The following is a 26,708-nucleotide window of genomic DNA, read 5'->3' as shown; positions in this document are numbered from 1 at the left end:
TGGCACGTGCCCCCCGGTGGCGGGGTCCGGGGGGTCGGGCCACGATGAGCGGGCGCCGAGCGGGGCGCCTACCTGCAGGAGGAGCTCGATGACCACCCAGCTGCCGTCCCCGGCGCCCGTCACGACCGGGGAGCAGTCCCCGATGCCGGTCCCGACCCCCCGCGGCCCGCTGAGCGACACGCTGCTCCGCGTCCTCACGTGGACCGCCGACCCCGGGTCCCTGCACGCGTCCGTCGCGGACGTCGTCGCGGCCCCGTCCGGCTCCTGGCTCGAGCACGACGACGTGCAGCTCGCCCTGACGTGCATGTACGAGCTGCACTACCGGGGCCTGGCCGGCGTCGACGACGACTGGGAGTGGCAGCCCGACGTGCTGGGCGCCCGTGCCGCCCTGGAGCAGCTGGTCGAGGCCGAGCTGCGCGAGCGCGTCGCCGTCCCGGACCTGCCGGAGGGCTCGTCCGCGCAGCAGGTCGCTGCCGCCCTGTTCGCCCTGACGTCCGCCGACGGCGGCCCGAGCATGTCCCGCTGGATCGCGCGCCGCGCGGACCGCTCCCAGCTCGAGGAGCTGCTGGTCCACCGGTCCGTCTACCAGCTGAAGGAGGCGGACCCGCACACGTGGTCCGTGCCGCGCCTGGGCGGTGCGCCCAAGGTCGCGCTGATGGAGATCCAGTCCGACGAGTACGGCGCGGGCGACCCCGAGCGGCAGCACGCGGCGCTGTTCGCCACCGCGATGCGCGGCCTGGGTCTCGACGACACGTACGGGCGTTACGTCGACCACGTCCCGGCGATCACCCTCGCGCACCCCAACGCGATGTCGATGTTCGGCCTGCACCGCCGTCTGCGCGGCGCGATCGTCGGGCACCTGGCCGCGTTCGAGATGACGTCGTCCGTCCCCAACCGCCTGTACGGCAACGGCATGCGCCGCCTCGGCCTGGGGCCCGACGTCACCGAGTACTTCGACGAGCACGTCGAGGCCGACGCGGTGCACGAGCAGATCGCCGGCCGGGACCTCGCGGGCCGGCTCGTCGAGCAGGACCCGGTGCTCGCGGCCGACGTGATGTGGGGCGCCGCCGCGTGCCTGGCGCTCGACGGGTGGTGGGCGCAGCACGTGCTGGACCGCTGGGAGGCCGGTGAGACGTCGCTGCGGGAGCCGCTGCGATGAGCGTGCGGCACCGCGACGCGGTGTACGTGCTGCCGCTGCGCAGCGAGACGCCCTTGGACGTCGAGGCGCTGTCCTACCTGGTGGGCCTGGTGCGGGAGGTGCCCGTCGTGCTCGTCGACGGCTCGCCGCCGCACGTGCGCGAGCGCAACGCCCACACGCTGCCGCGGGACGTCGTCCACGTCGAGGCGCCGCACCCGGTGCCGGGGCGCAACGGCAAGGCCCAGGGGGTGCGACGAGGGCTGGAGGTCTCCGACGCGCCGTACGTCGTCGTCGCCGACGACGACGTCCGCTGGGAGCCTGCCGAGATGGCCCGCGCGCTGCGGATGCTCGACGACGTGGACCTGGTCCGTCCGCAGAACGCGTTCCACCCGCTGCCGTGGCACGCGCGGTGGGACACCGGGCGTGCGCTGGTGAACCGGGCGGTCGGCGGGGACTGGCCCGGCACGCTGGTGGTGCGGCGCGACGCGCTGCCGCCGCACGGCTACGCGGACCACGTGCTGTTCGAGAACCTCGAGCTGGTGCGCACCGTCCAGGCGCGCGGCGGCCGCACCCGGGTCGCGCGGGACCTCGTGGTCCGGCGGATCCCGCCGGCGCCCGGCCGGTTCGTCGACCAGCGGCTGCGCCAGGCGTACGACAGCCACGCCCAGCCCGTGCGCCTGGTGGCCGAGCTGGCGGTGCTGCCGCTGCTGGCCGCGTCCGCGCGCCGGTACGGGCCGGTGCGGGCGGTGGCCGCCGCCGTGGTCCTCACGGCGGGTCTGGCCGAGGCCGGGCGCCGGCGTGACCGCGGGACGCGCTTCTACCCGGCGACGTCGGCCGCGTGGGCGCCGCTGTGGCTCGCCGAGCGGGCCGTCCTGTCGTGGGTCGCGCTCGGCTACCGGTTCACCGGCGGCGTCCCCTACGGGGGCACCCGGATCCGCACGGCGGCGCAGTCCACCCGCCGGCTGCGGCGCGAGGCCGTCGCCGCGGCCCGGGCGGCGGCGTGAGCGCCGACGAGTCCCGCCGGCCGGTGCGGATCACCCCCTGCCCGGACGGCCCGCTGCTGGTCCGCGGCCCGATCGAGATCGTCGACGCGGACGGGCGCACGGTCGTGCCGTCCCGCCGCACCGTCGCGCTGTGCCGCTGCGGCGGGACCGCGACCCCGCCGTGGTGCGACGGCACGCACAAGGCCAACGGGTTCCGCACGGGGGAGTGAGGGCCGACGGCCTACCGGCGTCGCAGCCGTGCGTCCAGCAGCGACGGCGGGTCGTCCATCTTCTCGCCGGGCGCCAGGTCCACACCGGGCGGGACGATCGCGTCGACGGCGTCCAGGACGTCCTCGGTCAGCACCGTCCCGGCCGCGGCGAGCTGGGAGTGCAGGTGCTCCAGCGTGCGCGGTCCGATCAGTGCGCTCGTGACGCCGGGGTGCGCGGTGACGAACCCGAGGGCGAGCTGGACCAGCGTGAGCCCCGCCTCGTCCGCGACGGCCGCCAGCCGCTCGACGGCGTCCAGACGCGCGCGGTTGACCGGCAGCTCGAGGTCGAACCGCTCGGGCATGAAGCCGGTGCGGTTCGTCGTGACCGGACGGCCCGCCCGCACGGCGCCGGACAGCCACCCGGACGCGAGCGGGCTCCACACCAGCACACCGAGCCCGTACTCCTGGGCGACGGGCAGGACGTGGGCCTCGGCGCCGCGCTGCAGCACGGAGTAGCTGGGCTGCTCGGTGACGTACCGCGAGAGCCCGTGCTCGCGGGCCGCCCACTGCGCCTGCACGACGCGGTAGGCGGGGAAGGTCGACGACCCGAAGTAGCGGATCTTGCCCGCGCGCTGCAGGTCGGTCAGGGCGGAGAGCGTCTCGTCGTCCGACGTCTCGGGGTCCCACCGGTGCACCTGGTAGAGGTCGACGTGGTCCACGCCGAGCCGTCGCAGGCTGTCGTCGAGCGCACGGGTGAGCCAGCGGCGCGAGGCCCCGCGGTGGTTGGGCTCCTCGGTCATCGGGAGCATGGCCTTGGTGGCCAGGACGACGTCGTCACGACGACCGGCGATCGCGCGTCCGACCATCTCCTCGGACTGCCCGCGGCTGTAGTGGTCGGCGGTGTCGATGACGTTGACGCCGGCATCGAGCGCCGTCCGGACGATGACGTCGACGTCGGCCTGACCGGTGCGGCCGACGGCGCCGAAGTTCATGGCGCCGAGCGCCAGGGTGCTGACCTGGACGCCGGTGCGTCCGAGAGTGCGGTAGCGCATGGGGCTCTCCTGGTGGGGTGGGCCGGGGTGCAGTGCACCGCGGGCGGGCGCTGTCCCCGCCGCGCGCTGGTGCCGTGGCGGGCGGGGTGCGAGGCTGACGAAGCGGAGCGTCGCTCCGCCAACATACGGAACATTGCTCCGATTCCGCAAGGGAGGCGCCCGCGTGACCTCGTCCCGCCCTGTCCCGACCGAGCCGTCGAGCGCGCCCCGCCCCCGGCGCGTCGACGCCCGCCGCAACGAGCGGGCCCTGCTCGACGCCGCCGCGGCGGTCTTCGTGGCCTCCGGCGTCGACGCACCGGTGCGCGCGATCGCCGAGGCGGCGGGCGTCGGCATGGGCACGGTCTACCGGCACTTCCCGACCCGCGCCGACCTCGTCGTCGCCGTCTACCGCCACCAGGTCGAGGCGTGCGCGCAGGCCGCCCCGGCGCTGCTACGGGAGCGCCCGACGCCGTACGCGGCGCTGCTCGCCTGGGCCGACCTCTTCGTCGACTTCCTCGTCACGAAGCACGGGCTGGCCGCCGCGATGCGCGACGACCGGCCGGGGTTCGAGGCCATGCACGCGTTCTTCCTCGAGCGGCTCGTCCCCGCGTGCGACGCGCTGCTAGACGCCGCGCGGGCGGCCGGCCAGGTGCGCGGCGACGTGCCCGCGGCCGGTCTGCTGCGCGGCATCGGCAACCTGTGCGCGTCCGGCGGCGCCGACCCCGCCTACGACGCCCGCGCGATGGTGCGCCTGCTGCTGGCGGGGCTGACGGTGCCGGACCCCGCGGCGTGACGCGGTGCCGGCGTGACGCGGTGCCGACCTGACCGGGGGCGCCGGCCGCGTGCGGCTCAGTCCCGCGGGAGCACCGCCAGCACCCGCTGGACGTGGTCGCGGAACTCCTGCATGAACTCCCGCAGGAAGGTCGCGGTGTCCTCGTCCGTCACCTCGCCGGAGTCCGTGTAGACGTCGGGGTCGAACTGGATGTACGCCTCGGGCGACGTCATCTGGCGGGCGTTGCAGTAGCTGAGGACGCCCCGCAGGCTCTGCTGCGCCAGCGCGGTGCCGATCATGCCGGGGGACGCGCCGATGACGGCCGCGGGCATGTGGTCGAACGAGTTCTGGCCGTGCGGGCGCGACGCCCAGTCGATCGCGTTCTTCAACGCACCCGGGATCGACCGGTTGTACTCGGGCGTGACGAACAGGACCGCGTCCGACGCGGCGAGCGTGTCCTTCAGGGCGCGCGCCTCGGGCGGGTAGTCGTCGTCGAGGTCGGGGGTGTAGAGGCGCAGGGTGCCGATCGGGATCTCGGTGAGCTCCAGGTCGTCGGGGGCCAGCCGGACCAGCGCCCTGCTGAGCGTCCGGTTGACCGACGTCGACGACAGGCTGCCGACGAAGTACGCGACCTTGTACGTGCTCATGCTCGACCTCGCCGTCGAAGGGTCCCGGGTGGGCCCGTCCACCCTCTCAGCGGTGCTCCGGTGCCCGCCACCGCAGGGGGCGCGCGGCTCGCGTCAGCGCGCTGTCGCGTCGTCGGGCCGCGGGTAGTGTCGGTTCATGGCAATGGTTATCCACGTCTCTGTCCAGGGCTCCGACGACGCCGTCGGCACGCAGGACGCCCCGCTGCGCACCATCGACCGCGCAGCCCAGCTCGCCCGCCCCGGTGACACGGTCACCGTGCACGCGGGGGTCTACCGCGAGTGGGTGCGCCCCCGCCGCGGCGGCCGCGGTGAGAACCGCCGCATCACCTACCAGGCCGCACCCGGTGAGCACGTGCGCATCACCGGCTCCGAGCAGGTCACCGGCTGGGAGCCGGTCGGCGGCGGGGTGTGGCGCGTCGAGGTGCCGAACACGCTGTTCGGCGAGGTCAACCCGTTCGCCGTCGAGGTCGACGGCGACTGGATGGTCCGCCCGGGCCGCGACGAGCCGAAGAAGCACCTCGGCGCCGTGTACCTCGACGGCCGTCGGCTGCTGGAGGTCGCAAGCGTCGACGCCGTGACGTCCGCGCCGCGGCGCACCGAGCAGGTCGACGACTGGACCGGCACGACCGTCCCCGTCCCCGACGCGGACTGGACGCAGCGCGTCTGGCACGCCGAGGTGGGCGCCGACGTCACGACGATCCACGCGAGCTTCGGCGACGCCGACCCGAACGCGGCGCTGGTCGAGATCAACGTGCGCCGCGCCGTGTTCTTCCCCGAGGACCACCACGTCGACTTCATCACCGTCCGCGGTTTCGAGCTGTGCCAGGCCGCGACGCAGTGGGCGCCGCCCACGGCGAACCAGCCCGGCCTGATCGGGCCCAACTGGGCACGTGCCTGGGTCATCGAGGACAACGACATCCACGACGCGACGTGCTCGGCGGTCTCGCTGGGCAAGGAGGCGTCGACGGGCGACAACTTCGCCACCGACCGTGGCGACAAGCCGGGCTACCAGTACCAGCTCGAGTCCGTGTTCTCCGCCCGGCAGATCGGCTGGGACAAGGAGCACATCGGCTCGCACGTGGTGCGCCGCAACCACATCCACCACTGCGGTCAGAACGCGGTCGTCGGGCACCTGGGGTGCGTGTTCTCGCGCATCGAGGACAACCACATCCACGACATCGCCAACGACCGCGAGTTCTACGGGCACGAGATCGCGGGCATCAAGCTGCACGCGCCGATCGACGTCGTCATCGCGGGCAACCGCATCCACGACTGCTCGCTCGGCATCTGGCTGGACTGGCAGACGCAGGGCACGCGCATCACGAGCAACGTGCTGTGGGACAACGCCCGCGACCTGTTCATCGAGGTCAGCCACGGCCCGTACGTCGTCGACCACAACGTGCTGACGTCCCCGGTCTCGGTGGAGAACCACAGCCAGGGCGGCCTGTACGCGCGCAACCTGCTGTGCGGCACGGTCGGGCTCAAGCAGATGCTCGACCGCGCGACGCCGTACCACCGCCCGCACTCCACGCAGGTGGCCGGCTACGGGATCATCCTCACCGGCGACGACCGCTGGATCGGCAACGTGTTCGTCGGCGGCGACCTCGACGTGGCGTACGCGGCGGACTCGTGGGGCCGCATCGGCTCGCAGACCGGCACCAGCGCGTACGACGGCTACCCGACGTCGCTGGAGCAGTACCTCACCGAGATGGGCGACCGCTGGGACGGTGACCACAACCGCTTCGGCAGCCGCGTGCAGCCCTACTGGTCGCGCAGCAACGTGTTCGTCGGGGGCGCCCGCCCGGCGGACGGCGAGTCCGACCCGCTCGTGCTCGACGGCCCCGCGCGCGTCGAGGTCGTGACGCAGGGCGACGAGGTGTGGCTCGAGGTCGACGTACCGGGCGCCGGCGCCGCCGTGCTCGACGTCGTCACCGGTGCCGAGCTGCCGCCCGCACGCCTGGTGGGCGCCGACTTCGAGGACCCGGACGGAGGCGCGCTGGTGCTCGACGCCGACCTGGTCGGCGACCGGCTGGACGGTGCGCTGCCGGCCGGTCCGCTGGCCGGCGGGCTGTCCGGCGCGCGCGTGCGCCTGCTCTGACCTGACCGCCCGGCACGGCTCGCCGCACCACACCACGACGCCCCGCCGCCCGTCACCGGGTGGCGGGGCGTCCGCGTGCCGTGGCACGGGCTACCGTGACGGGCGAGGTGCCCGCGCCGTCCGCCTGCCGGCCCGGCCCCCCGGGGTGCACCCCCACCGCCCCGCCTCACCCCACGGAAAGCCCGCATGCCTGACGACCCCCGCACGCCCCCGCCCGCCACCGGTCCCGCCGACGGTGCCCCCGCCCCCGGGAGCGTCCCCGTGGCCGCCGCCGGCCCGCCCGAGGCCGACGACTCGCACTCCGTCCTCGCGGCCCTGCGGTCCCCGCGCCGGCTGCGCACGGAGGTGCTCGCGGGGCTCGTGGTCGCCCTGGCGCTGATCCCGGAGGCGATCGCGTTCTCCGTCATCGCCGGCGTCGACCCGCGCGTGGGGCTGTTCGCGTCGTTCACGATGGCGGTGACCATCGCGTTCCTCGGGGGCCGCCCGGCGATGATCTCGGCCGCGACGGGCGCGGTCGCGCTGGTCGTCGCGCCGGTCGCGCGTGAGCACGGCGTCGACCACCTCATGGCGACGATCGTGCTGGCCGGGGTCATCCAGGTGGCGCTCGCCCTGCTGGGCGTCGCGCGGCTCATGCGGTTCATCCCGCGCTCGGTGATGGTCGGCTTCGTCAACGCGCTGGCGCTCCTGGTCCTGATGTCCCAGGTCCCGCACGTCACCGGCGTGCCCTGGCTGGTGTACCCGCTGGTCGCGGCCGGCATCGTCGTCATCGTGCTGCTGCCGCGCTGGACGACGGCGGTCCCCGCCCCGCTCGTCGCGGTCGTGCTGCTCACGGGCGCCGCGGTGCTCGCCGGCCTCGACGTGCCCACCGTCGGCGACGAGGGCGCGCTGCCCGAGTCCCTGCCGTCGCTGCTGTGGCCCGCCGTGCCGCTGACCCTGGACACCCTGCGGACCATCGCGCCCTACGCGGTGGCCGTGGCGTTCGTGGGGCTCCTGGAGTCCCTGCTGACCGCCAAGCTCGTCGACGACATCACGGACACGCACTCGGACAAGACCCGTGAGGCGTGGGGCCAGGGCGGCGCCAACATCGTCACCGGGCTGTTCGGGGGCATGGGCGGGTGCGCCGTGATCGGCCAGACGATGATGAACGTCAAGATCTCCGGTGCCCGCACCCGCATCTCCACGTTCCTGGCCGGGGTGTTCCTGCTGGTCCTCGTCGTGGGGCTGGGCGACGTGGTCGCGGTCATCCCGATGGCGGCGCTGGTCGCGGTGATGGTCATGGTGTCCGTCGGCGCGTTCGACTGGCACTCCGTGCACCCGCGCACGCTGCGGCGCATGCCGCTCTCCGAGACGGCCGTGATGCTGACGACCGTGGTGGTCACCGTCACCACGCACAACCTGGCCTACGGCGTGCTGGCCGGCGTCCTGCTGGCCATGGTCCTGTTCGCGCGCCGGGTCGCGCACGTGACCACCGTGACCCGCCTCGCCGCGGACGACGCAGGCCGCGCGGTCTACGCCGTGGCCGGCGAGCTGTTCTTCGCGTCGTCCAACGACCTGGTCTACCGGTTCGACTACGCCGGCGACCCGGACGAGGTCGTCATCGACATGAGCCGCGCGCACGTGTGGGACGCCTCCACGGTGGCCACGCTCGACGCCATCACCCACAAGTACGCGCTCAAGGGCAAGTCCGTGACGATCGTCGGCATGGACGCCGCCAGCCAGGCGCGCCACGCCCGCCTGGCCGGGAACCTGGGCGCCGGGAGCTGACGCGCCTCCCGGCGATCCGGTTCAGGCGTCGAGCGCGCCGGCCGGCTCAGGCGTCGAGCGCGCCGCGCACCACGGAGACCCCGGAGTGCGCGGGCTCGCCGTCCAGCGGCTCGTCGCTGACGTCGACCACCGGGTACTCCGCCAGGTCCAGACCCGGCGGCAGCGCGAACGTGCCGCTCGTGCCGTCGAGCGTTCCCAGGCTGATCAGGCCGGAGACGTCGGGGCGCAGCAGCCACACCTCGAGGAACCCCTCGCCCTGCGGCGCCTCGTCCAGGTCGACGACGAGCGAGCGCGTGCCGTCGGGTGCGGTGCGCACCTGCGCCGTGCCGGTCTCCGACCAGCCCGGCAGCGGCTCGAGGACGGCGGACGCCAGGACCGTCGACGGCTCGGGCCGCAGCTCCAGGTAGGCGGTCGCACCGGCGCCCCCCACCACGAGCCCGACGGCCGCGGCCACCGCGATCCGCGCCGGCCGCGGACGACGGCGGGACGCGAGCGGCGTCACCGTGGCGGGCGGGCCGTCTGGCTCGCCGCTCGACGGCCCGTCGGCCGGTCCGCCCGGCAGGGAGCGGGGTGCGTCGTCCCGGGCCTCCGGGAGGGGGTCGTCGTCCGGGGCGGACGTCGCGGCGTCCGGCGTACCGGCCACCGTCCCGCCGCGTGCCGCGGCGTGCGCGCGCTCCCCGAGGCCGAGCTCGGCCGCGACGCGGTCCCACACCTGCGGGCCGGGAGCCACCAGGTGCGGGTCGGGGCCGGACTCGCGCGCCAGGTCCGCGACGCCGTGCAGCGCCTGGACCTCGTCGGCGCACTGCGGGCAGGCGGCGACGTGGTCGAGGTCGCCCGGCGTGCCCACGCGCTCGCCGAGAGCGAGGAGGGCCAGCGTCTCGTCGTCCACGTGCAGGTCATCGGACGGCACCATCCACCTCCCATCGGGTCCGTAGGCGGGCCAGGCTACGTCGCACGTGGCTCTTCACCGTCCCGAGCGGCAGTCCCAGCCTGTCGGCGATCTGGTCGTGCGTCAGGTCGTCGAAGAACGCGAGCCGCAGGATCGTGCGCTGCGGGTCACCCAGGTCGTCGAGGGCGTCGGCCACGACGACCCGGTCGACGACCCGCTGGTCGAGCATCGCGGCGGGCAGGCGGTCCGGGTCGGTCGTGACCTCGGGCTGCTCGCGCACGCGGCGGTCCCGGGTGCGGCGCTCGTGCGCGTCCGCGACCGTGTGCCGGGCGATGCCCAGCAGCCAGCCGGGCAGCCGGGCACGGTCCGGGTCGAACCGCGCCCGGCCGCGCCAGGCCTCCACGAACACCTGCTGCGTGACGTCCTCGGCATCCGTCCGGTCGCCGAGCGAGCGCAGGGCGACCGTGTGGACGAGCGCGGACCAGCGGCGGTAGGCCTCGCCGATGGCCGCCTCGTCCCCCGCCGCGAAGGCGCGTCCCAGCACCTCCACGTCGTCGGGCACGGTGGCCGACGTGCTCACCCGCGCTCCTTCCGTCCCTGCCCCGGTACCGCGCGCACGGCGTGCGCTCCACGGCGCTCATCCACCCGCGCCGTCCACGACGGGGTCGGCGGTCACCGCGACGTTGTCGGCATAGTGCCCCACTTCGCGGTCGAACGCCCCTCCACAGGTGACGAGGACGAGACGCGGGCTCCCCTCCCGATCGAACCACTGCTCGACCGGCGCGTCCTGCTTGGGCACCTGGGTGACCTCCCGGACGGTGTACGCGTGCACGGCACCGTCCGCGGTGGTGACCTCCACGCGGGCCCCGGGAGTGACCGTGCGCAGCTCGGAGAACGGGCCGATCCCGGTGGTCCAGGAGTCCACGTGCGCCGCGACGACCGTGGCCCCGGCGGGGTCCGCGGGCGACGGGCCGAACCGGTACCAGCCGGCCCGGTCCGCGTCCTGCGGGATCTCCATGGTGCCGTCCTGCGCCACGCCCACCGCGTCGATCGGCATGTCCAGGCCCAGGTCCGGCACGACCAGCCGGACGGGGGCCGGGGCCGCGACGGGCAGCGAGGCCAGGCCCGCGTCCTGCACCGGCACGTCAGGGACGGCGGGCCCCGCAGCCGGGGGGCCCGCCGTCGGCGTGGCGGCCGGTGCGCCGGCGGTGGGCGTCGGTGCGGAGGCGTTCCCCTCCGACGTCCCGCACGCGCCCACCAGGGCGACGACGGCCAGCGCCGCCGCGCACGCCGAGCGCACGCGGCGGCGGGCGGTCGCCGCGCCCGGCGGCCGGCCGGCAGGGGCTGGCCGGCCGTCGGGCACGAGGTGGTTCACGGTGCTCCCGGGTCAGCGACGCACGGTCGCGCGACGGGCCACCTGACGCCCGGCCACGGCCAGACCGGTCACGCCGGCGACGACGAGCATCGTCAGTGCGACGGGCAGCACGGGCGAGGACTCGTCCGCCGCGAGGCCGACCTGGCCCGCCTGGACGCCCGACGGGTTGGAGTGCAGCCCGGTCACCGTCTGCGTGGCGAGCGCGAGGTTCCCCGCCTCGAGCGAGCCCCACGCGTACACGATGGTCAGGGCGCCCTCGGTGACGGGGACGTCCGCCGGGCCGAGCACCGCCGGCTCCGTGGTCCCGGCCGCGACGACCGTCGCCGAGACCGTGCCGGCCGGCAGGTCCAGGCTCTTCTCGTTCGGGTTGGTCAGGTTGGTGATGACGGGCTGACCGCCGGCGAGGACGTCGACCGCGGGGGCGGCGGCCACGTGCCGGACCGTGAGCCGGCCCTGGCCCGCAGCGGTGGCGGCGGTGTCGTTGGTGAACAGCGTGGCGGTGGGGGTGCCGGACTCGTTGAGGTGGGCCACGGCCGTGTAGTCGCCGCCGCCCTCCAGGGTCAGGTCCACCGGGCCGATGGCGGGGGAGGAGGCGTCGGCCGCGTCGGCGGCGGTGATCGCCACGGTGTACGTGCCGGCGGGCAGGTCCAGCGGACCGGCGAGCGTGCCGGGCGTGAAGTCGTCGAGCGTCCGCTCGCCGTTCACCCACACGTCCACCGTCAGGTCGGGGACCCCGTGCAGCACCGAGAGCTTGGCGGTGCTGCCGGTCGCCGCCGTGGCGGGGAGCGCAGCGATCGAGGTGAGGAGGCCGAGGGCCAGGGCACCGGCAGCCGTGCCGGTGAGGAGTCGTGCGCGCATCGGGGGAGTCCTTCCAACGGGCCCGCGTGGCGGCGGGCGGGGACGTGCTGACACCCCTACTTCCCCCGGCGGACGCCTCCCGGATGCACCCGGGACGAACTTTCTTCCGACGACGTCGCGCGCGGCCGTCCGTCAGGGGCCGTCCCAGCGGGGGCGTGACCTGCCTCGACGCCGTTTGCGCAACAGCCTCGTTGCGTAAAAAGGGCCTCTGACCTGCGGGTAAGCCTGGCCTGCCTTGCTGGCGGGGTGGCCCGGGCGGGTCTAGCGTCGAGGAGTGCACCCCGCACGTCCCACCCCCCGGAGGTCGTCATGAGCACCCTCGCAGAGCTTCCCGCCGTGGCCGAGTGCTCGGTCGCCGGCTGTTCGTACAACGACCACTCGTCCTGCCACGCCGCCGCCGTGACCATCGGCGGCACCGGCGACGCGCAGTGCGCCACCTTCATCCCGCTGGGCGTCAAGGGCGGCCTGGACCGCGTCGTCTCGCACGTCGGCGCCTGCCAGCGCCAGGACTGCTCGCACAACGCGCACCTGGAGTGCGGCGCCCCGTCGGTCCGCATCGGCGCCGGCCACGACCTGGCCGACTGCCTCACCTACGTGCCGCGCTGACCACCCGCGCCGACCACCCGCGCCGACCACTGCGCGGCCGGACGACGCACGACGGCCGCACCCGTCCGACGGGTGCGGCCGTCGTCGTGCGCGGGCCGTCAGGGGTTCGACGTGAGCTCCACCATCGTGCGCACCAGGGCGGCGGCGGCGGGCACCAGCTCACGCTCGCCGGGCAGCAGCAACGGTGCGGTCGAGCGCAGGGCCGCCGCGTCGTCCAGGGCGGTCAGCGGTGACACCTGGCTGGAGTGCAGGAACGCGGCGAGCAGGGCACGGGCCGCCTGCGAGTAGTCCCCGCCCGCGTCGACGGCGACCTCGGCGATGAGGACCGCGGTCAGCGCGACGTCCAGCTCGGCCGTCCCGGTCCGGGCGTTCGCCCAGTCCAGGACCCCGGGACCGGCCTCGGTGAGGATGACGTTGCCGGGGTGCAGGTCCAGGTGGACGACCACCGGCCCGCCGCTCAGGGTCTGCCAGTCGTGGTCGGACGGCACCTGCCAGGAGCGGGGGGACGGCACGAGGTGCAGGCGGGCGTGCAGATCGGTGAGCACCTGCGCGGCGCCGGCGATCGAGATCTCGCCCGCGCCCAGTGCCTGCAGCAGCGTGGGGCCGTGCAGCCGGGTCATGACGATGTCCGAGCCGGCGGCGTCGAGCACCTCAGGGGCCGGGTAGGCGTGCTGCCGCACGTGGCGCAGCAGCTCGACCTCGGGTCCCGCGTCCCGGCCCTCGCGGTAGCGGCGCAGCACGCGGCCGTCGTCGAGCGCGTACACGTCGGCCGAGGTGCCGGAGGTGAGCAGCGGTCCTGGGACCTCGGCCGGCGGCGCCTCGCCCTGCGGGACCACGTCGGCGGGAGCCATGAGATCGACGGTAACGCCGTTCGCCCCGATCTGTCTCGGGGTGGGCGAGATCGGGCGCTTCGCGGCCCGGCGGTGAGCGCGGGTCAGTGGCCCTCGGGCGGCCCGGCAGGACGCGGGATGCCCGCCCACGGCTCGGGCCTGGCCAGGTGCGACAGCCGTTGGACGGCCTCCGCGTGCGTCTCCGGCAGCGGCTCCACCCACACGCGCACGGGCTGACGCACCGAGATCCGCACGTCGATGTCCGCGCACCGCCCGGCGATGTCCGCGCGCAGCTCGGCCAGGCGCGCGTCCATGCCGTCGTCGGTGCGCGTGAGCACCACGAACACCCCGCCCCCCAGCGTGGCCATGGGGTACCCGGTGCCGAACGTCGTGCGCAGCGCCGCTCCCACGGCCGCGGACCGGGCCGCACGCATCAGCCCGGTGACGTGCCCGGCAGCGACGTCGACCACGGTGAGCCCGTGGTGCACGGCCGGGTCCACGTCGTCCTGCTCCGCCACCAGGTACGTCTCGGCCAGGCGCACGGCGAGGTACTGCTGGGTCGGCAGCCCGGTCTCCGGGTCCACGCACGCGCCGGCGGTCACGAGCGCGGCCTGCGCGTCCGACCAGCCCTCGTTGAGCGCGCGCACCGCGTCGAGCGGGGGCACGGGACGCCCCGTCGAGCGGTAGAGGCAGACCAGGTCGTCGAGCGTCTCCCCGATGCCCACGCCGTGCTCCCCGCGGGCGCGGCCCAGCGCCCACGCGGGGCGCGACGGGTCGTCGTCGGCGAGCACGGCGACGGCCAGCGCGTCCACCGCCGGGTGGTACCAGTCGGAGGGGCGCCGCCACACCGAGGCGACGCTCTCCTCCCGCCAACGCTCCCGCAGCCCCTCGGGCAGGGCGTGCCCGTCCTTGCCGATGTCGGTCGTCACGCCTGAGGAGAGGGACGCCGGGACGGATCATGACGCGGGTGTGGGTGGTTTCACCCGGTCGGCCCCCAGGATCACCCGGTCGGCCGCGCCCGCGAGGTGTGCAGAGCAGGGGCGCCGCGAGCGGCACGGCGGACGGCCTTTCGGGCCTGCGACCTGCGACAGCGCACGATTCGTCCCGCACGTCCGACCCGCGTCATCCTGTTCGTCCGATCGGTCGGGTATGGCACCCTGTAGCGGCGAGGCCGCACGCAGGCGGCGGCCCACCGGCAGACGTGACGGGGACCCGGCGTGGCGGCAGGCATGAGCGACAGCGACGTCGTCGAGGACGACGCCGCGTTGCTGCGCGCCACCCGTACGGGTGACTCGGCCGCCTTCGGTCGCCTCTACGAGCGCCACGCCGGTGCCGCGCTCGTCGTGGCGCGGCAGTACACGGACTCCACCCCGGACGCCGAGGATGTCGTCGCGGACGCCTTCGCCAACGTCCACCGGGCGCTGCTCGGCGGCCACGGGCCCGACGCGGCGTTCCGCGCCTACCTCTTCACCGTGGTGCGCCGCGTGGCGGCGGTGCAGCGCACGGCCGGGCGGCGCGCCCAGCCCACCGACGACGTCGCGACGCTCGAGACCGCCTCCGCGCCCGTCGCCGCCGCCGAGGAGCCGACGCTGGCGGGCTTCGAGCGCGGCGTCGTCGCCCGTGCGTTCCGCTCCCTGCCCGAGCGCTGGCGCGAGGTGCTCTGGCACAGCGAGGTCGAAGGGCTGACGCCCGCCCAGATCGCCCCCATCGTCGGACTGAGCGCCAACAGCACCGCTGCACTGGCCTACCGCGCCCGCGAGGGTCTGCGCCAGGCCTACCTGCAGCACCACCTGCAGGACCCGCTGGACGAGGGCTGCCGGTCGGTCGCCGGCAAGCTCGGTGCGCACGTGCGCGGCGGGCTGGCGGCGCGGGACACCCGGCAGGTCGAGACGCACCTGGACGAGTGCGGGGAGTGCCGCGCGCTGGTCCTGGAGCTCCGGGACGTCAACCACGGGATGCGGGCCGTCGTGGCGCCGCTGGTGCTGGGGCTGCTCGGGCTCGGCGCGCTCGCGCACGACCTGCCGGTCGGCGGGGGCCTCGCGGCCGGCGCAGCGGCGCTGGGTCAGGCCGGGGGCGCCGGGGCGTCGGGGGGTGCCGGGTCGGCGGGCTCGGGTGCCGGGGCCTCCGGTGGTGCGGGCTCGGGAGGTGCGGGTGCCGGCGGTGCCGGTGCGGGTGCCGTCGGGTCGGGTGGTGCGGGTGCGGTCGGTGCCGGGGCGGGCGGTGTCGCGGCGACGGGTGCCGTGGGCACCGTCACCGGCGCGTCGGCAGCGGTCGGCGGCGCGACCGCCGCGACGGCCGCCACCGGTGCGGCCGGGCTGCTGGGCGGCGTCTCGGCCGGCGCGGTGGCCCTCGTGGCGGCCGCGGCGCTCGTCGTCACGGTCGTGGTCGCCGCGGCCGTGCTGCTCGTGAACGGCCCGGACGTGCTGGCCGACCCCACGCCGAGCGTGTCCGGTGCCGCCGAGACCCGCCCGACGGCACCGGCGCCCCGCGCGACGTCCTCGAGCACGCCGGCGCCGGTGCCGACGTCCGACCCGACGCCCGACACGGACGACGGCACCCCGGACGACGCCTCGCCGGACGACGCCTCGCCGGACGGCCGCGACGGCACCGTCCCGGGCCGCGGACCTGCCGCCGCACCGCCGGGCGCCCCGGCGCCGGTGACCCCGCCGGGTTCACGCCCCGTCCTCGCGCCGCCTGCCGGTCCGGCCCCGGGTGCCGAGCCGGAGCCCGGCCCCGGACCTGCACCCGACCCCGACCCCGACCCCGAGCAGCCCCCGCCGCCGGGCCCCGCCGACGTCGTCGTCGTCGTCCCGGAGGGCGGGATCGACCTGGCGGCCGGTGTCGCGGGGCAGGCCATCGAGCTGACGGTGCGCAACGCCGGCGGGCTGCCCGCGGCGGCGCTCGTGGCGGAGGTCGAGCTGCCCGCCGGCGTGACGTTCCAGGCGGGCGCGCTCGCGTCGCCCGGCTTCGGGTTCGGCCCGGTCGCGGCGGCCGAGCCCGTCGGGTGGACGTGCGTGGACCGCGACGGCGACGGCGCCGCCGCGTCGTGCACCCTGCCCGGGCTCGACCCCGGCCGCGGTGCCGTCCTCGCGCTGCGGGTGAACGTCGACGAGGGCTGGGTCAGCACCTCCGGCGACGAGGCCGTGCGCATGCGGATCACCGGCGACGGGCGCACCTGGGAGCCCGAGCCGGTGCGCGTGCGGGTCGCGGCCTCCCCGGCACGACTGGCGTTCGACGGTCCGGTCCCCACCGAGGTGCAGCTGGTCACCGGCCGCGCGCGCACCCTGACGGTGCCCGTGCGCAACGCGGGCGGCACGGCCGTCACGGCGACCGCCCCGGCGCTCGCCGAGCTGACCCTGCCGCCGGGCGTCAGCGCCACGGCCGCCGCGCCGTGGTCGTGCGCCGCCGGGCAGGACGGCCCGACGGTGTGCCGTCACGCCGGTCTCGCACCGTTCGAGCGCTCGACGCTCACCCTGACCCTGACGAGCCCCTCCGGTGCCGCGACGGGCAGCGGCACGCTGCACGTGCGGCTGTCCCCGGCCGGGCACCGGTCCTCCGAGACGCACGTGGTGACCTCGTCCCTCGTGCGGCCCCCCGTGCTCGGCGTCGAGGCGCCGGCCGCGCTCGACGTCGCCCCCGGCACCCCCGTCGACCTGGGCGTCACCGTCGCCAACACCGGTGACCTGGCCGCGGCGGGGACCTCGCTGCAGCTCACGGTGCCCACGGGCGCGACCGTCGAGGACGCCGCCGGCGAGGGCTGGGCCTGCGCGCCGGCCGGCGCCACCGCGACCTGCACCACCGACCTGGCGCCCGGCGCCCGCAGCAGCGTCACGGCGCGGGTCACGGCCGCCGCCGGCAGCGTCGGCGCACTCGGTGCGGCCACCGCCCGCGTGAGCGCCCCCGACGCGGACGTCCCCGCGGTGCCCGCAGAGGTGGACGTCACCGCGATCGAGCCGGTCCTGGCCGTGACCGACGCGGCGGCTGTCGTCGACGCGAGGCGCGGCGGCACCGTGGCGTTCGTCGCGGCTGTCGCGGGCTCGCGCGTCGACGGGCGGTCCGCGGCCGACGCCGCCGGGGTGGTGGCGACCGTGACCCTGCCGCCGGGCATCACGCACGACCCGACGGCCGCGGGCCCGCAGACCGTCGGGTGCGCCGCGGCCGGGTCGGTCGTCACGTGCCCGCTGGGCGGGCTGGTCGCGGGCGTGTCCGTCCCCGTGCAGCTGCAGGTGCGGGCCGCCGGTGCCGTGCGCGGCACGGTCGACGTGCGCGTGACCGCGACGGGCGCGCAGGCCGTCACGACGTCCGCGCAGGTCGTGGTCGCGTCGGGCAACCTCACCCCGGTGTGGTCGGGCGTCGGCGACCTCGACGTCACCGAGGTCGGCGCACCGCTGCTGCAGTGCGTCGGCGCGTACGGCGGGACGTGCCCGGCCGTCCGGCAGGACCGCGACAACAACGGGCTCGACATGCGTCCCCTGGACCTGGTGCCGCCGCCGTCCGGCGCGCGCGCCGCCGTGCCCGTCTCGTCGTCGACCCGCCTGACCGTGCCCGGCGGTCGGCCCGTGGTGTGGGCGGGGCTGTACTGGTCGGCCGTGCGCGGGCCCGCCGACGCCTGGAGCGGCGACCGCAGCACCGCGCGCCTGCGCAGCCCCGACGGCACGTGGACGGACGTCACCGCCGGCTCGGTGGTCGACGTGGCCGACAGCAGCGGGCGGCAGTACTACCAGGCGGCCGTGGACGTCACGGACCTCGTGGCACGCGGCGGCGCCGGGACGTGGGCGCTGGCCGACGCCGCCGTGAGCGCCGGCCGCTCCGACCGCGACCCCACGTACTACGCGGGCTGGTCGCTCGTGGTGGTGCACGGGACGCCCGCCGCTGCCGGGTCACCCGGTGCCTCGGCCGTCACCGTCCACCAGGGTGGCGCCTGGACCGGGACGTCCACCGCCGCCCCCGCCTTCGCGTTCGTCGGTGAGGCGGGCGCCCGCACCCGCATCGGCGTGGTCGCCTGGGAAGGTGACCGTGCCGCGTCGAACGACCGGATGACCCTGTCGGGCGTCGGCCCCCTGCGCCCGCTGCGGTGGGACGGCACCGCGACGGTCGGCGGCGGGTCGGCCGGCAACGCGTTCGACTCCACCGCCACCGGGTGGGCCCACCCCAACTCCCTGGGCGTCGACGCCAAGGGGTTCGAGGAGGTCACGTTGCCGACGGGCGTCGGGACGCTGACACCGAGCACCGCGGGTGACCAGTACCTGATCGGGGTCGTCACCGTGCGGACGGCCGCGCCGCCGTCGCTGCAGGCGCCGCAGTCCTGACGCCGCAGTCCTGACGCCGCAGAGTCCTGACGGGACGGGCGGAGGTCGCGGGCCGGGTCGTCGACCGCTCGTCGCAGGGCCTCGGTCGCTCGCGCGCCGGGCGGCCGCCACGGCACCACGTCCACGCGACGCGGCACGCCACCGGTGGCGGCGGGGAAGGGTGCGCTGCCGGGCCGGGCGGGTCCCCCGATCCGGGCCCGGCCCGGCAGCGCGAGTCCTCAGCCGGCGTCCCCCGAGCCGGTGAGGACGTCAGGGGTGCCCGGGTCGGTGTCGGGCACCGGCTCGAGCAGGCGCAGGTGCGTGATGCGCTCGCCGAGGCTGCGCACGTCGCCCGCGGTGCCGGGCACCAGCGACAGCGCCGCGAACGTGTCGGCACCGGGCAGCGCCTCCTGCGCGAGCTCGCGCAGCAGGTCGGCGGTCTCCGCGATCTCCGCGGCGCCGGGGCGCGGGGTCGTGCCCGTGTCGGCGCCGTCCTGGGGGAGGCTCACGTAGAGCACGAAGCCGGCGCGAGGGCCGGCGGGCGCGGGCGCCAGGGGGGCGGTCTCACGCGCGAGCGGTGGGTGAGCGCTGCGCGGGCGGCGCAGCCGAGCGGGTGTGGTCATGGGAGGTCTCCGGGTGCGGGCGGCCGGCGGCGGGGCCGGCGAGAGGCTGCGGGCTGGACGGGCGGTCCGGGTGGGAGCGGGTCAGACCCGACACCAGCGCGGATACCACCCGGACGCAGGTACGCAGCAGCCATGACGGGCGCACACCAGGGACATCTCGGGACTCACCGGACGATCGTGGCACGGCGGTCCGTGTCACCCCAAGGAGTTATCGGCGTCGTCTCAGGCCGTGGGACCGGCCACCCGACGGACGAGCACCTCGCAGGTCAGACGATCCCGTACAGCCGGTCGCCCGCGTCGCCCAGGCCCGGGACGATGTACGCGTGCTCGTCGAGCCGCTCGTCGACGGCGGCGACGACCACCTGGACGTCCGCGCGGTCCCCGACGAACTCCTCGACGACCTTGATGCCCTCGGGCGCCGCGATGAGGCAGACGGCGGTGACGTCCCGCGCCCCGCGCTGCAGCAGGTAGTCGATCGACGCGACCAGCGTGCCGCCGGTCGCGAGCATCGGGTCGAGCAGGAAGCACTGCCGGCCCGTGAGGTCGTCGGGCAGGCGGTTGGCGTACGTGATCGCCTCGAGGGTCTCCTCGTCGCGCTGCAGACCCAGGAACCCGACCTCCGCCGTGGGCAGCAGGCGGGTCATGCCCTCGAGCATGCCCAGGCCGGCGCGCAGGATCGGCACGACGATCGGGTTGGGGTGGGCGAGCTTCTTGCCGGTCGTCGCGGCGACGGGCGTCACCACCTCGACGTCACGCGTCCGGACGTGGCGCGTCGCCTCGTAGGCGAGGAGCGTCACCAGCTCGTCGACGAGCTGACGGAACGTCGGGCTGGGGGTCTCCGCGTCCCGGAGGACCGCCAGCTTGTGGGCGACGAGCGGGTGGTCGGCGACGTGCAGGCGCATGGACGTCAGGGTAGTGCGAGGATGCCCCCGTCCGCCCGGGACGGTGGTCGGGGGCGTGCGGCGCACGCGGGGACGGGCTGTCCGGTCCGTCACGCCGCGGCGTGTGCGGCCCGGTCCGCCGAGCGGGCGACGCGGAGCAGGGCGGCGACGGGCGACGCGGAGCCGGACGACGACGGGGGAGGTGCTGTGGGGGAGCCGACGCAGGGTGCGGCCGAGCCGGGTACCGCCGTCAGCGGGCCCGCCGGGCCGCCGGTCCGGGAGGTGGCCGACCCGCCGCGGGTCGTCGTCGGTGAGCGCTCCGCCTGGGCGACGCCGGCCGACGAGGCGGCGATGGACCTCGCGCTCGCGGAGGCCCGCGCGGCGCTGGCCGGCGACGACGTGCCCGTGGGTGCGGTCGTGCTGGGTCCCGACGGCGCGGTCGTCGGCCGCGGGCGCAACACGCGCGAGGTCGACGGCGACCCGACGGGCCACGCGGAGATCGTCGCGATGCGGCAGGCCGCCGAGGCGCTGGGCCGGTGGCGGCTCGACGGGTGCACGCTCGTCGTGACCCTGGAGCCCTGCCTGATGTGTGCGGGTGCGGTGCTGCAGGCGCGCGTGCCGCGCCTGGTGCTGGGCGCGTGGGACGAGAAGGCCGGCGCGTGCGGCTCGCAGTGGGACGTCGTGCGGGACCGCCGCTCGCCGCACCGCGTCGAGGTGGTCGCCGGGGTGCGGGCCGCGGAGTCCGCGGCGATGCTGCGGGACTTCTTCGCCCCGCACCGCTGACGGGGAGCCGGGCCCTGGCGGCGTCGGTGTCGCGTGAGCGGTGCCCCGAGCCTCAGTGCTGCGGCGTCGGCAGGACCTCGGCCAGCGCGGACAGCGTCTCGCTGGTGCCCGCGTCCACGGTGACGGTGGCGTACCGGTCGCCGCGGGTCGCCCCGCGGTTCACGACGACGACGGGCTTGCCGGCCAGCGCAGCGTGCCGGACGAACCGTCGCCCCGACTGCACGGTGAGCGACGACCCCGCCACCAGCAGGGCGTCGGCGGCGTCGACCATCGCGTACGCCCGCTCGACCCGCTCGCGCGGCACCGTCTCCCCGAAGTACACGATGTCCGGCTTGAGCATGCCGCCGCACTCCTGCGCGGCGTCCTCGAGGTCCGGCTGCCAGCAGTCCTGCACGCGGAAGTCGGCGGTCTGCTCGACGACGGCGTCCGCGTCGGGCGCGATCTCCACGTCCGCCACCTGCCCCACCCGCTCGACGAACCCCGGGTTGAGCGCCTCCAGCCGGTCCGCCAGGGCGGCACGCGGCACCACGCGGTGGCACCGCAGGCACACCACCCGGTCGTACCGGCCGTGCAGGTCGATGACGTGGCGGGAGCCCGCGGCCTCGTGCAGCAGGTCCACGTTCTGCGTGATGACGCCGTGCACGACGCCCCGCTGCTCCATCGCCGCCAGCGCGCGGTGACCCGCGTTGGGCCGCGTCCGGTGCACGTGCCGCCACCCCACGTGGTTGCGGGCCCAGTAGTGCCGCCGGAACGCCTCGTCGCCGACGAACTGCTGGAACGTCATCGGCGTGCGCGGCGGCGAGTCCGGTCCGCGGTAGTCGGGGATCCCGGAGTCGGTCGAGACGCCCGCGCCCGTCAGCACCGTCAGCCGGTGGCCCGTGAGCAGCGCGACGACGTCTGCGAGCGACCCCGAGGTGACGGGGGCTGCCTGCGACGTGCTCACCGGGCCACGGTACGACGGCTCGCTGTGAGCGGCCCGGGCGCGGATTGGGACCGACGGCGCCGACCGGGTACTGTGACCCCCCGAGGTAGCGTGTCCGAGCGGCCTAAGGAGCACGCCTCGAAAGCGTGTGTGGGTGAAAGTCCACCGTGGGTTCAAATCCCACCGCTACCGCCGCGGGGTACTGACGGAACTCAGTGCCTTGAAGTGACAGAACCCCTCGCGGGGGCCCGGAAGGGCGCCTCGCGGGGGGTTCAGTCGTTCCAGCTGGGCTCGTTCGGGCCGTTCGTGGCTGGACGATCGGCGTGCGCCGGAGTTGGCTCGCTCAGGCGACGGTGCCCGGACATGACGGCAGGCCCACCGGCCTGGGGCCGTGGGCTTGTCGAGGGTGCGGGGTTGTCGCCGAGGTCAGGCTGCGGTGGGCGGGCTCAGCGCCGCGGGCGGCTCGTCGTCCTCGAGGGGGATCTCCTCGTAGCCGGCGATGGCGCGGTCGCGCGCGAGCAGGATGTCGTCGCTCTGGAACCCGGTGCGCTTGGCCCACGTGCGGACCATGCGCAGGTTGTAGTGCACGATCGCGAAGGCGGTCATGATCGCGGTGGCGGCCAGCCCGACGAGGCGGATCCAGCCCCAGGACACGAGCTGCTCCTGGTCGAGCACCTCACGTGTCCGGACAGCCGCGTCGCGGCCCAGATCGGACGGTGGTGTCACCACCCCGTCGGCAGCTGTCGAACGGGCATCTGCGGCCGCCCAGCCAGGAACGCTCCCGGCGTGCGCCTCGCGTACGCGGACACATCCCTACCTCGCGATCGTCGTGTACTGCGCTGTTCGAGTGGTTCAGCCCGAAACGCCAGACCCGGCCCACCGGGCCGGTCTACCGTCCAGCGACAGTGCAGCAGCGGAGAAAGCGGGCAGCGTGCGGGCAGCAGTCAGCACCGCGCTCGCGATGCTCGTCGTCCTCACCATGGCTGCCTGCGGGCCAGCCAACACCGCGGACGCCCCCGACACGCACACACCTGTCGCCGCCCCGAGCGACGACGAAGAGGCGACGTTCGAGGACTACTGCGCCACCGTCCACCAGGTCAACTGGGTCCATGCCGAGCAGACCCCCGACGGGGTGCTCGTCACCTGGGACTCCTCACAGACGATCGGCGTACCGGAGCCGTTCGTGGTCTACCGCCGTCCCGCCGGCACCACCGCGTGGCAGCGCGTCGAGCAGGTCGAGCGCCTCGACGACAACTTCACCTACGTCGACACCCAGCCGGCCGAGCAGCCCGGGGTCGCCTACGAGTACTGGGTGACGTTCGTCGTGCCCGAGTGCGGCGGCGAGAGCGAGCTGTGCCCCACGTTCGTGTGCGACCCGCCGCCGGCGGCCACACCACGCCAGGACTGACACCCCACCGGCCAGCCTCACCCGCACCGACCCGACCGGCACCTGCCCGGTGGGTGACGCACGCCCACGAGAGGAACCAGCATGCCCGCACGACCATGGCTCGCCGTGGCCACCTCGGCCACGCTCGCAGTCCTGCTGTCCGCGCTGCCCGCCGGCGCAGCGACGCTCGACCCGGCACCCGCGCCCGGGTACCCGGCACTGCCCGTCAGCGACCCGACACCGCCGCAGGACCAGGCACCGGCCCGCCCGGCACCCGATACCGCGCCGGCCGGACCCGCCGCACGCGCTGCGGCCGCGGCCGCCCCGTCGGACGACGAGATCGCTGCGGCCCTGGACATCCCGTCGTCGTGGTTCGTCAGCGCGTCCATCGGGCAGTCCGACCCCCGCGGTGTCGCGGTCAGCGACGGCGTGCCGATCTCGGCGCCGGATCCCGGCCCTGACGGACCGATCGTGCCCATGGGCGCCGGCGACCCCGGGGCGCAGGCTGCCGCCGCAGGCGACCCGCTGCCGTTCCCCAGCCGCGGTGAGACGTTCCTCGTGATGTCCACCGGTGACGCCTCGCGCGCGATGCTGCCGCCGGTACCTAGCGGTGAGAGCACCGTCCTGGACGGGCTCGACAACGAGCAGGGCAACGACAAGGTCCAGCTCGAGCTCGTGCTCCAGGCGCCGCAGGACGCACGCTGCCTCGCGATGGACGTCGCGTTCCTGTCCGAGGAGTACCCCGACTTCGTGGGCGGCTCGTACAACGACGCGTTCACCGCCCAGTTCGGCAGCGGCGACATGTGGATCGTCAACGGGGCGGTCGACGCCCCGGGCAACTTCGCACGCGACTCGCAGGGCAACCCGCTGACCGTCAACGCCTCATTCGACCTGCAGGACTCGACCGCGAGCACCTACGACGGCTCCACCGCCCGGCTGCGGTCGGCGACGCCGGTGCTCGGCGGGCGTGAGGTCAAGGTGTTCCTCACCATCCAGGACCTCGGCGACTCCGTGCTGGACTCGGCCGCGTTCATCGACAACGTCTTCTTCTCCGAGGACGCCCTGTGCCGGTTCGGGTCCACCGAGGACTCCGACGGCGACGGGCTGCTCGACGAATGGGAGGAGAACGGCTTCGCCATGACCGTCGGCGGCGAGCAGTGGTTCGTCGACCTGCCGGCCATGGGCGCCGACCCGCGCACCAAGGACGTGTTCGTCGAGATCGACTACATGTCCGACGCCACGCACTCCCACGCCCCCGACCCGGCCGAGATCGCCGACATCGTCGACAGCTTCGCGCGGTCCGGGATCCACCTGCACGTCGACTACGGTCGGTTCGCACCCCTGACCTACGGCCAGCCCGGCGCGGTCTGGGGCTCCCTGAGCCAGGCCGACCAGATCCCGCACACCGAGCACTTCGGGTCCAGCGGCTTCCTGACCAACAGCTACAGCTGGCGGGCATTCGACGCCGTCAAGCGGGACAACTTCGACCCGGCACGCGCCGCGCTCTTCCACTACAACCTGTGGGTCCACCGCATGGAGGAGAAGCCAGCAGGGCAGGGGTACCCCAGCGGCAGGTCCCGCGGGGTGCTCGAGGGCGGCTCCGACTTCATCGTCAGCCTCGGGAACAACATCTCCCGGGGCTACCAGGCCGGCACGTTCATGCACGAGCTCGGGCACAACCTCGGCCTCGGGCACGGCGGCAGCGACCACGTCAACGGCAAGCCGAACTACCTGTCGGTCATGAACTACGACCACCAGTTCAAGCTCCCCGTCGGCTACCCGGGCCCGAGGTTCGACTACTCCTTCGTCCGCCTGGCCGACCTCGACGAGCACGACCTCGACGAGAACGTCGGCATCGGGCTCACCGCAGACCTCGGGCTGCGTCCGAGGTTCCACTGCAACGGGCAGGGCCAGCCCGTGACGGCGCCGAAGTCCCAGCCGGTCGACTGGGACTGCGACGGCAACCTGGAGTCCAGCGTGTCCACCAGCGTCAACCGTGACAGCGAGCTCGACGTCTTGCACGGCCACAACGACTGGCGCAACCTCGTCTTCACCGGCGGCGCGATCGGCATGCCGGGCGCCATCGTCGACCTGCCCGAAGAGACCGTCGACCCCGAGCCCGAGGCCACCTACGAGACGTACCTTGAGGTCGTCGGAGGTGCACCGGAGGTGACCGCGGCACCGACGCTGCCCACCTCCCCGGTCACCGTGGGCACCGAGGTCGCGGCGTCGGCCACCTTCTCGGTGACCGAGGGCGACGGCGGCAACATGACCGCGCAGTGGTCGTGGGGTGACGGCGCCGTCAGCGACGGGGTCGTGACCGCAGGGCACGCACCGGCCGTCACCGGCACGCACGTGTACACGACACCCGGCACCTACCAGGTGAGCGTGACGGTCGTGGGACCTGACGGCACCGCGACCTCGCCGGCCGGCACCGTGACCGTCCAGGGCGCGACCACCTCACGGGCCAGCGCCACAGCTGCCGGCGTTCTGCGCACCACCGGCAACCGGACCGCCGACGTCGTGCACGTCGCCGTGGACGCACGGACCGTGCCCGGGCACAGCGGGCCGCTCGGTGCGTCCCTGGTCCGCGCAACCAACGCGAAGCTCACCGTGGTCGGCGAGCGCATCGAGCGCCTCGACGTCACGGGGGCGACCGCGGTCATCGAGTCCCGCGTCCTGGTCAACGGCCGCTCGGGCTACCGGCAGCGCATCACGCTCGTCGACGGGTTCCCCGCCCGGACCCGCATCCAGGTGTGGGACCCGGCGAGCGGCGGACCGGACGTCCCGACCGCGGTCTTGCTTGACACGACGGGCGGAGCCGCGCCTGCACCCTCGCTGGGCGTCCTCATCGACGTGCGCGACTGACAGCAGCCCGACGGGACGTGGCACCCCCACCACGTCCCGTCGGGCGCCCGCAACGTACGCCCCGCAAGCGGCCGCCTCGCCGTCAGGCCGGAGCACCGCCGTAACCTTGCCCACTCGGCGTCGGGCAGCTCGGCGGGTCGGTACTGCTCGATCGCGTCACGGTCTGCCGGGTCGAGCGAGGCCGGGTCTGGTTCAGGTGCGAGGCGCGGACCTCCCCGTCGTGTCCACGCGCGGAGCCGCTGCGGAGGGTCTTCGCGCGCCGGGCCACTCAAGCTGCGCGGGGGACCCGACGCCTCGCGTTCCACGACGCAACTGGCGCCATCGAGCGTATGTCGCGCCCGAAGGTCTGACGGTGCCCCGTAGCAGCGTTTCACCAGGTCAAGGACTCGCCGTGTGGGCACCTCCAGGAGTTCCGTGTGACCGCGTCGAGACCGCCCCCCTCTTCGCCCAGGTCAGGACAGTTGTGTCACTACCCCGCCGCGGGGTACTGACGGAACTCAGTGCCTTGAAGTGACAGAACCCCTCGCGGGGGCCCGGAAGGGCGCCTCGCGGGGGGTTCAGTCGTTCCAGCTGGGCTCGTTCGGGCCGTTCGTGGCTGGACGATCGGCGTGCGCCGGAGTTGGCTCGCTCAGGCGACGGTGCCCGGACATGACGGCAGGCCCACCGGCCTGGGGCCGTGGGCTTGTCGAGGGTGCGGGGTTGTCGCCGAGGTCAGGCTGCGGTGGGCGGGCTCAGCGCCGCGGGCGGCTCGTCGTC

At 75.2% G+C, this 26,708-nt stretch carries 23 protein-coding genes and 1 tRNA gene; 12 read left to right on the top strand and 12 right to left on the bottom strand.

Going from position 1 to position 26,708, the window contains the following annotated elements:
- Positions 1-88: 88 nt before the first annotated feature.
- Genes J1G43_RS17295 through J1G43_RS17285 form a run of 3 tightly spaced genes read left to right on the top strand, consistent with a single transcriptional unit; the run spans position 89 to position 2,351 of the window.
- On the top strand, positions 89-1,159 hold the full coding sequence (locus tag J1G43_RS17295) for an iron-containing redox enzyme family protein (protein WP_242635965.1): 1,071 nt from the start codon (positions 89-91) through the stop codon (positions 1,157-1,159).
- Complete coding sequence (locus J1G43_RS17290) at positions 1,156-2,142, top strand: glycosyltransferase family 2 protein (protein ID WP_207378933.1); 987 nt, start codon at positions 1,156-1,158, stop codon at positions 2,140-2,142. The genes J1G43_RS17295 and J1G43_RS17290 overlap by 4 nt, the downstream gene beginning before the upstream one ends.
- Complete coding sequence (locus J1G43_RS17285; protein ID WP_207371020.1) at positions 2,139-2,351, top strand: CDGSH iron-sulfur domain-containing protein; 213 nt, start codon at positions 2,139-2,141, stop codon at positions 2,349-2,351. Before J1G43_RS17290 ends, J1G43_RS17285 begins: the two co-directional genes overlap by 4 nt.
- A gap of 11 nt (positions 2,352-2,362) precedes the next feature.
- Here J1G43_RS17285 and J1G43_RS17280 read toward each other — a convergent pair whose 3' ends face one another.
- Complete coding sequence (locus J1G43_RS17280; RefSeq protein ID WP_207341920.1) at positions 2,363-3,382, bottom strand: aldo/keto reductase; 1,020 nt, start codon at positions 3,380-3,382, stop codon at positions 2,363-2,365.
- 163 nt (positions 3,383-3,545) lie between these two features.
- On the opposite strand from J1G43_RS17280, the gene J1G43_RS17275 reads away from it, so the two are divergent.
- Positions 3,546-4,154, top strand: coding sequence for a TetR/AcrR family transcriptional regulator (locus J1G43_RS17275; RefSeq protein WP_249670708.1), 609 nt, complete (start codon positions 3,546-3,548; stop codon positions 4,152-4,154).
- Positions 4,155-4,210: 56 nt separating this feature from the next.
- On the opposite strand, the gene J1G43_RS17270 is transcribed toward J1G43_RS17275, so the two are convergent.
- On the bottom strand, positions 4,211-4,780 hold the full coding sequence (locus J1G43_RS17270) for an NADPH-dependent FMN reductase (RefSeq protein WP_207341922.1): 570 nt from the start codon (positions 4,778-4,780) through the stop codon (positions 4,211-4,213).
- Positions 4,781-4,916: 136 nt separating this feature from the next.
- Here J1G43_RS17270 and J1G43_RS17265 point away from each other — a divergent pair, with 136 nt between their 5' ends.
- Both J1G43_RS17265 and J1G43_RS17260 read left to right on the top strand, forming a co-directional pair.
- Positions 4,917-6,878, top strand: coding sequence for a right-handed parallel beta-helix repeat-containing protein (locus tag J1G43_RS17265; RefSeq protein WP_207378932.1), 1,962 nt, complete (start codon positions 4,917-4,919; stop codon positions 6,876-6,878).
- 186 nt (positions 6,879-7,064) lie between these two features.
- A complete protein-coding gene (locus J1G43_RS17260) occupies positions 7,065-8,642 on the top strand; it encodes a SulP family inorganic anion transporter (RefSeq protein ID WP_207378931.1) in 1,578 nt (525 codons plus the stop codon).
- 46 nt (positions 8,643-8,688) lie between these two features.
- Here the strand turns inward: J1G43_RS17260 and J1G43_RS17255 are convergent, their stop codons facing one another.
- The 4 genes from J1G43_RS17255 to J1G43_RS17240 are packed head-to-tail and all read right to left on the bottom strand — an operon-like array spanning position 8,689 to position 11,764.
- Positions 8,689-9,555 carry an anti-sigma factor gene (locus J1G43_RS17255; protein WP_242635964.1) on the bottom strand — a complete coding sequence of 289 codons (867 nt, stop codon included), beginning with the start codon at positions 9,553-9,555 and terminating at the stop codon, positions 8,689-8,691.
- Positions 9,539-10,111, bottom strand: a complete 573-nt coding sequence (locus J1G43_RS17250; RefSeq protein ID WP_207341926.1) for an RNA polymerase sigma factor — start codon at positions 10,109-10,111, stop codon at positions 9,539-9,541. The genes J1G43_RS17255 and J1G43_RS17250 overlap by 17 nt, the downstream gene beginning before the upstream one ends.
- A 57-nt stretch (positions 10,112-10,168) precedes the next feature.
- On the bottom strand, positions 10,169-10,906 hold the full coding sequence (locus J1G43_RS17245) for a class F sortase (RefSeq protein WP_307859647.1): 738 nt from the start codon (positions 10,904-10,906) through the stop codon (positions 10,169-10,171).
- 12 nt (positions 10,907-10,918) lie between these two features.
- Entirely contained in the window at positions 10,919-11,764 is an 846-nt protein-coding gene (locus J1G43_RS17240; protein ID WP_207341927.1) for a DUF4397 domain-containing protein, read from the bottom strand.
- A gap of 309 nt (positions 11,765-12,073) precedes the next feature.
- Here J1G43_RS17240 and J1G43_RS17235 point away from each other — a divergent pair, with 309 nt between their 5' ends.
- On the top strand, positions 12,074-12,370 hold the full coding sequence (locus J1G43_RS17235) for a DUF1540 domain-containing protein (protein ID WP_207341928.1): 297 nt from the start codon (positions 12,074-12,076) through the stop codon (positions 12,368-12,370).
- Positions 12,371-12,468: 98 nt separating this feature from the next.
- On the opposite strand, the gene J1G43_RS17230 is transcribed toward J1G43_RS17235, so the two are convergent.
- Positions 12,469-13,221 (bottom strand): phosphotransferase, encoded by a 753-nt coding sequence (locus tag J1G43_RS17230; RefSeq protein ID WP_207341929.1) that lies wholly within the window; start codon positions 13,219-13,221, stop codon positions 12,469-12,471.
- 83 nt (positions 13,222-13,304) lie between these two features.
- Positions 13,305-14,129: a hypothetical protein gene (locus tag J1G43_RS17225; RefSeq protein ID WP_207378929.1), complete on the bottom strand. Its 825-nt coding sequence runs from the start codon at positions 14,127-14,129 to the stop codon at positions 13,305-13,307.
- Between the two features lie 300 nt (positions 14,130-14,429).
- On the opposite strand from J1G43_RS17225, the gene J1G43_RS17220 reads away from it, so the two are divergent.
- Positions 14,430-18,509, top strand: a complete 4,080-nt coding sequence (locus tag J1G43_RS17220) for a sigma-70 family RNA polymerase sigma factor (protein ID WP_207378928.1) — start codon at positions 14,430-14,432, stop codon at positions 18,507-18,509.
- A gap of 218 nt (positions 18,510-18,727) precedes the next feature.
- Here J1G43_RS17220 and J1G43_RS17215 read toward each other — a convergent pair whose 3' ends face one another.
- Together J1G43_RS17215 and upp are read right to left on the bottom strand one after the other, a co-directional pair.
- Positions 18,728-19,111, bottom strand: coding sequence for a hypothetical protein (locus tag J1G43_RS17215; RefSeq protein WP_207341932.1), 384 nt, complete (start codon positions 19,109-19,111; stop codon positions 18,728-18,730).
- Positions 19,112-19,377: 266 nt separating this feature from the next.
- On the bottom strand, positions 19,378-20,013 hold the full coding sequence (gene upp, locus J1G43_RS17210; RefSeq protein WP_207341933.1) for a uracil phosphoribosyltransferase: 636 nt from the start codon (positions 20,011-20,013) through the stop codon (positions 19,378-19,380).
- A 330-nt stretch (positions 20,014-20,343) separates the two neighbouring features.
- Between upp and J1G43_RS17205 the strand changes: the two genes are divergently transcribed.
- Positions 20,344-20,775, top strand: a complete 432-nt coding sequence (locus J1G43_RS17205; RefSeq protein ID WP_207371187.1) for a nucleoside deaminase — start codon at positions 20,344-20,346, stop codon at positions 20,773-20,775.
- 52 nt (positions 20,776-20,827) lie between these two features.
- Here the strand turns inward: J1G43_RS17205 and J1G43_RS17200 are convergent, their stop codons facing one another.
- Positions 20,828-21,718 carry a Sir2 family NAD-dependent protein deacetylase gene (locus J1G43_RS17200; protein ID WP_207378927.1) on the bottom strand — a complete coding sequence of 297 codons (891 nt, stop codon included), beginning with the start codon at positions 21,716-21,718 and terminating at the stop codon, positions 20,828-20,830.
- Between the two features lie 84 nt (positions 21,719-21,802).
- Between J1G43_RS17200 and J1G43_RS17195 the strand changes: the two genes are divergently transcribed.
- A tRNA-Ser gene (locus J1G43_RS17195) sits at positions 21,803-21,889 on the top strand.
- Between the two features lie 234 nt (positions 21,890-22,123).
- Here the strand turns inward: J1G43_RS17195 and J1G43_RS17190 are convergent.
- Positions 22,124-22,372, bottom strand: coding sequence for a hypothetical protein (locus J1G43_RS17190; RefSeq protein WP_207378926.1), 249 nt, complete (start codon positions 22,370-22,372; stop codon positions 22,124-22,126).
- A gap of 256 nt (positions 22,373-22,628) precedes the next feature.
- On the opposite strand from J1G43_RS17190, the gene J1G43_RS17185 reads away from it, so the two are divergent.
- On the top strand, positions 22,629-23,105 hold the full coding sequence (locus tag J1G43_RS17185; protein WP_207341936.1) for a hypothetical protein: 477 nt from the start codon (positions 22,629-22,631) through the stop codon (positions 23,103-23,105).
- Between the two features lie 81 nt (positions 23,106-23,186).
- Positions 23,187-25,952, top strand: coding sequence for a choice-of-anchor L domain-containing protein (locus J1G43_RS17180; protein WP_207341937.1), 2,766 nt, complete (start codon positions 23,187-23,189; stop codon positions 25,950-25,952).
- The last annotated feature ends 756 nt before the right edge of the window (positions 25,953-26,708 follow it).

This window comes from Cellulomonas sp. zg-ZUI22 (assembly GCF_017353535.1).
Taxonomy (GTDB): Bacteria; Actinomycetota; Actinomycetes; order Actinomycetales; family Cellulomonadaceae; genus Cellulomonas; species Cellulomonas wangleii.
Note: the sequence above shows the minus strand (reverse complement) of the source record. Positions and strands in the feature narration are given on the sequence as shown.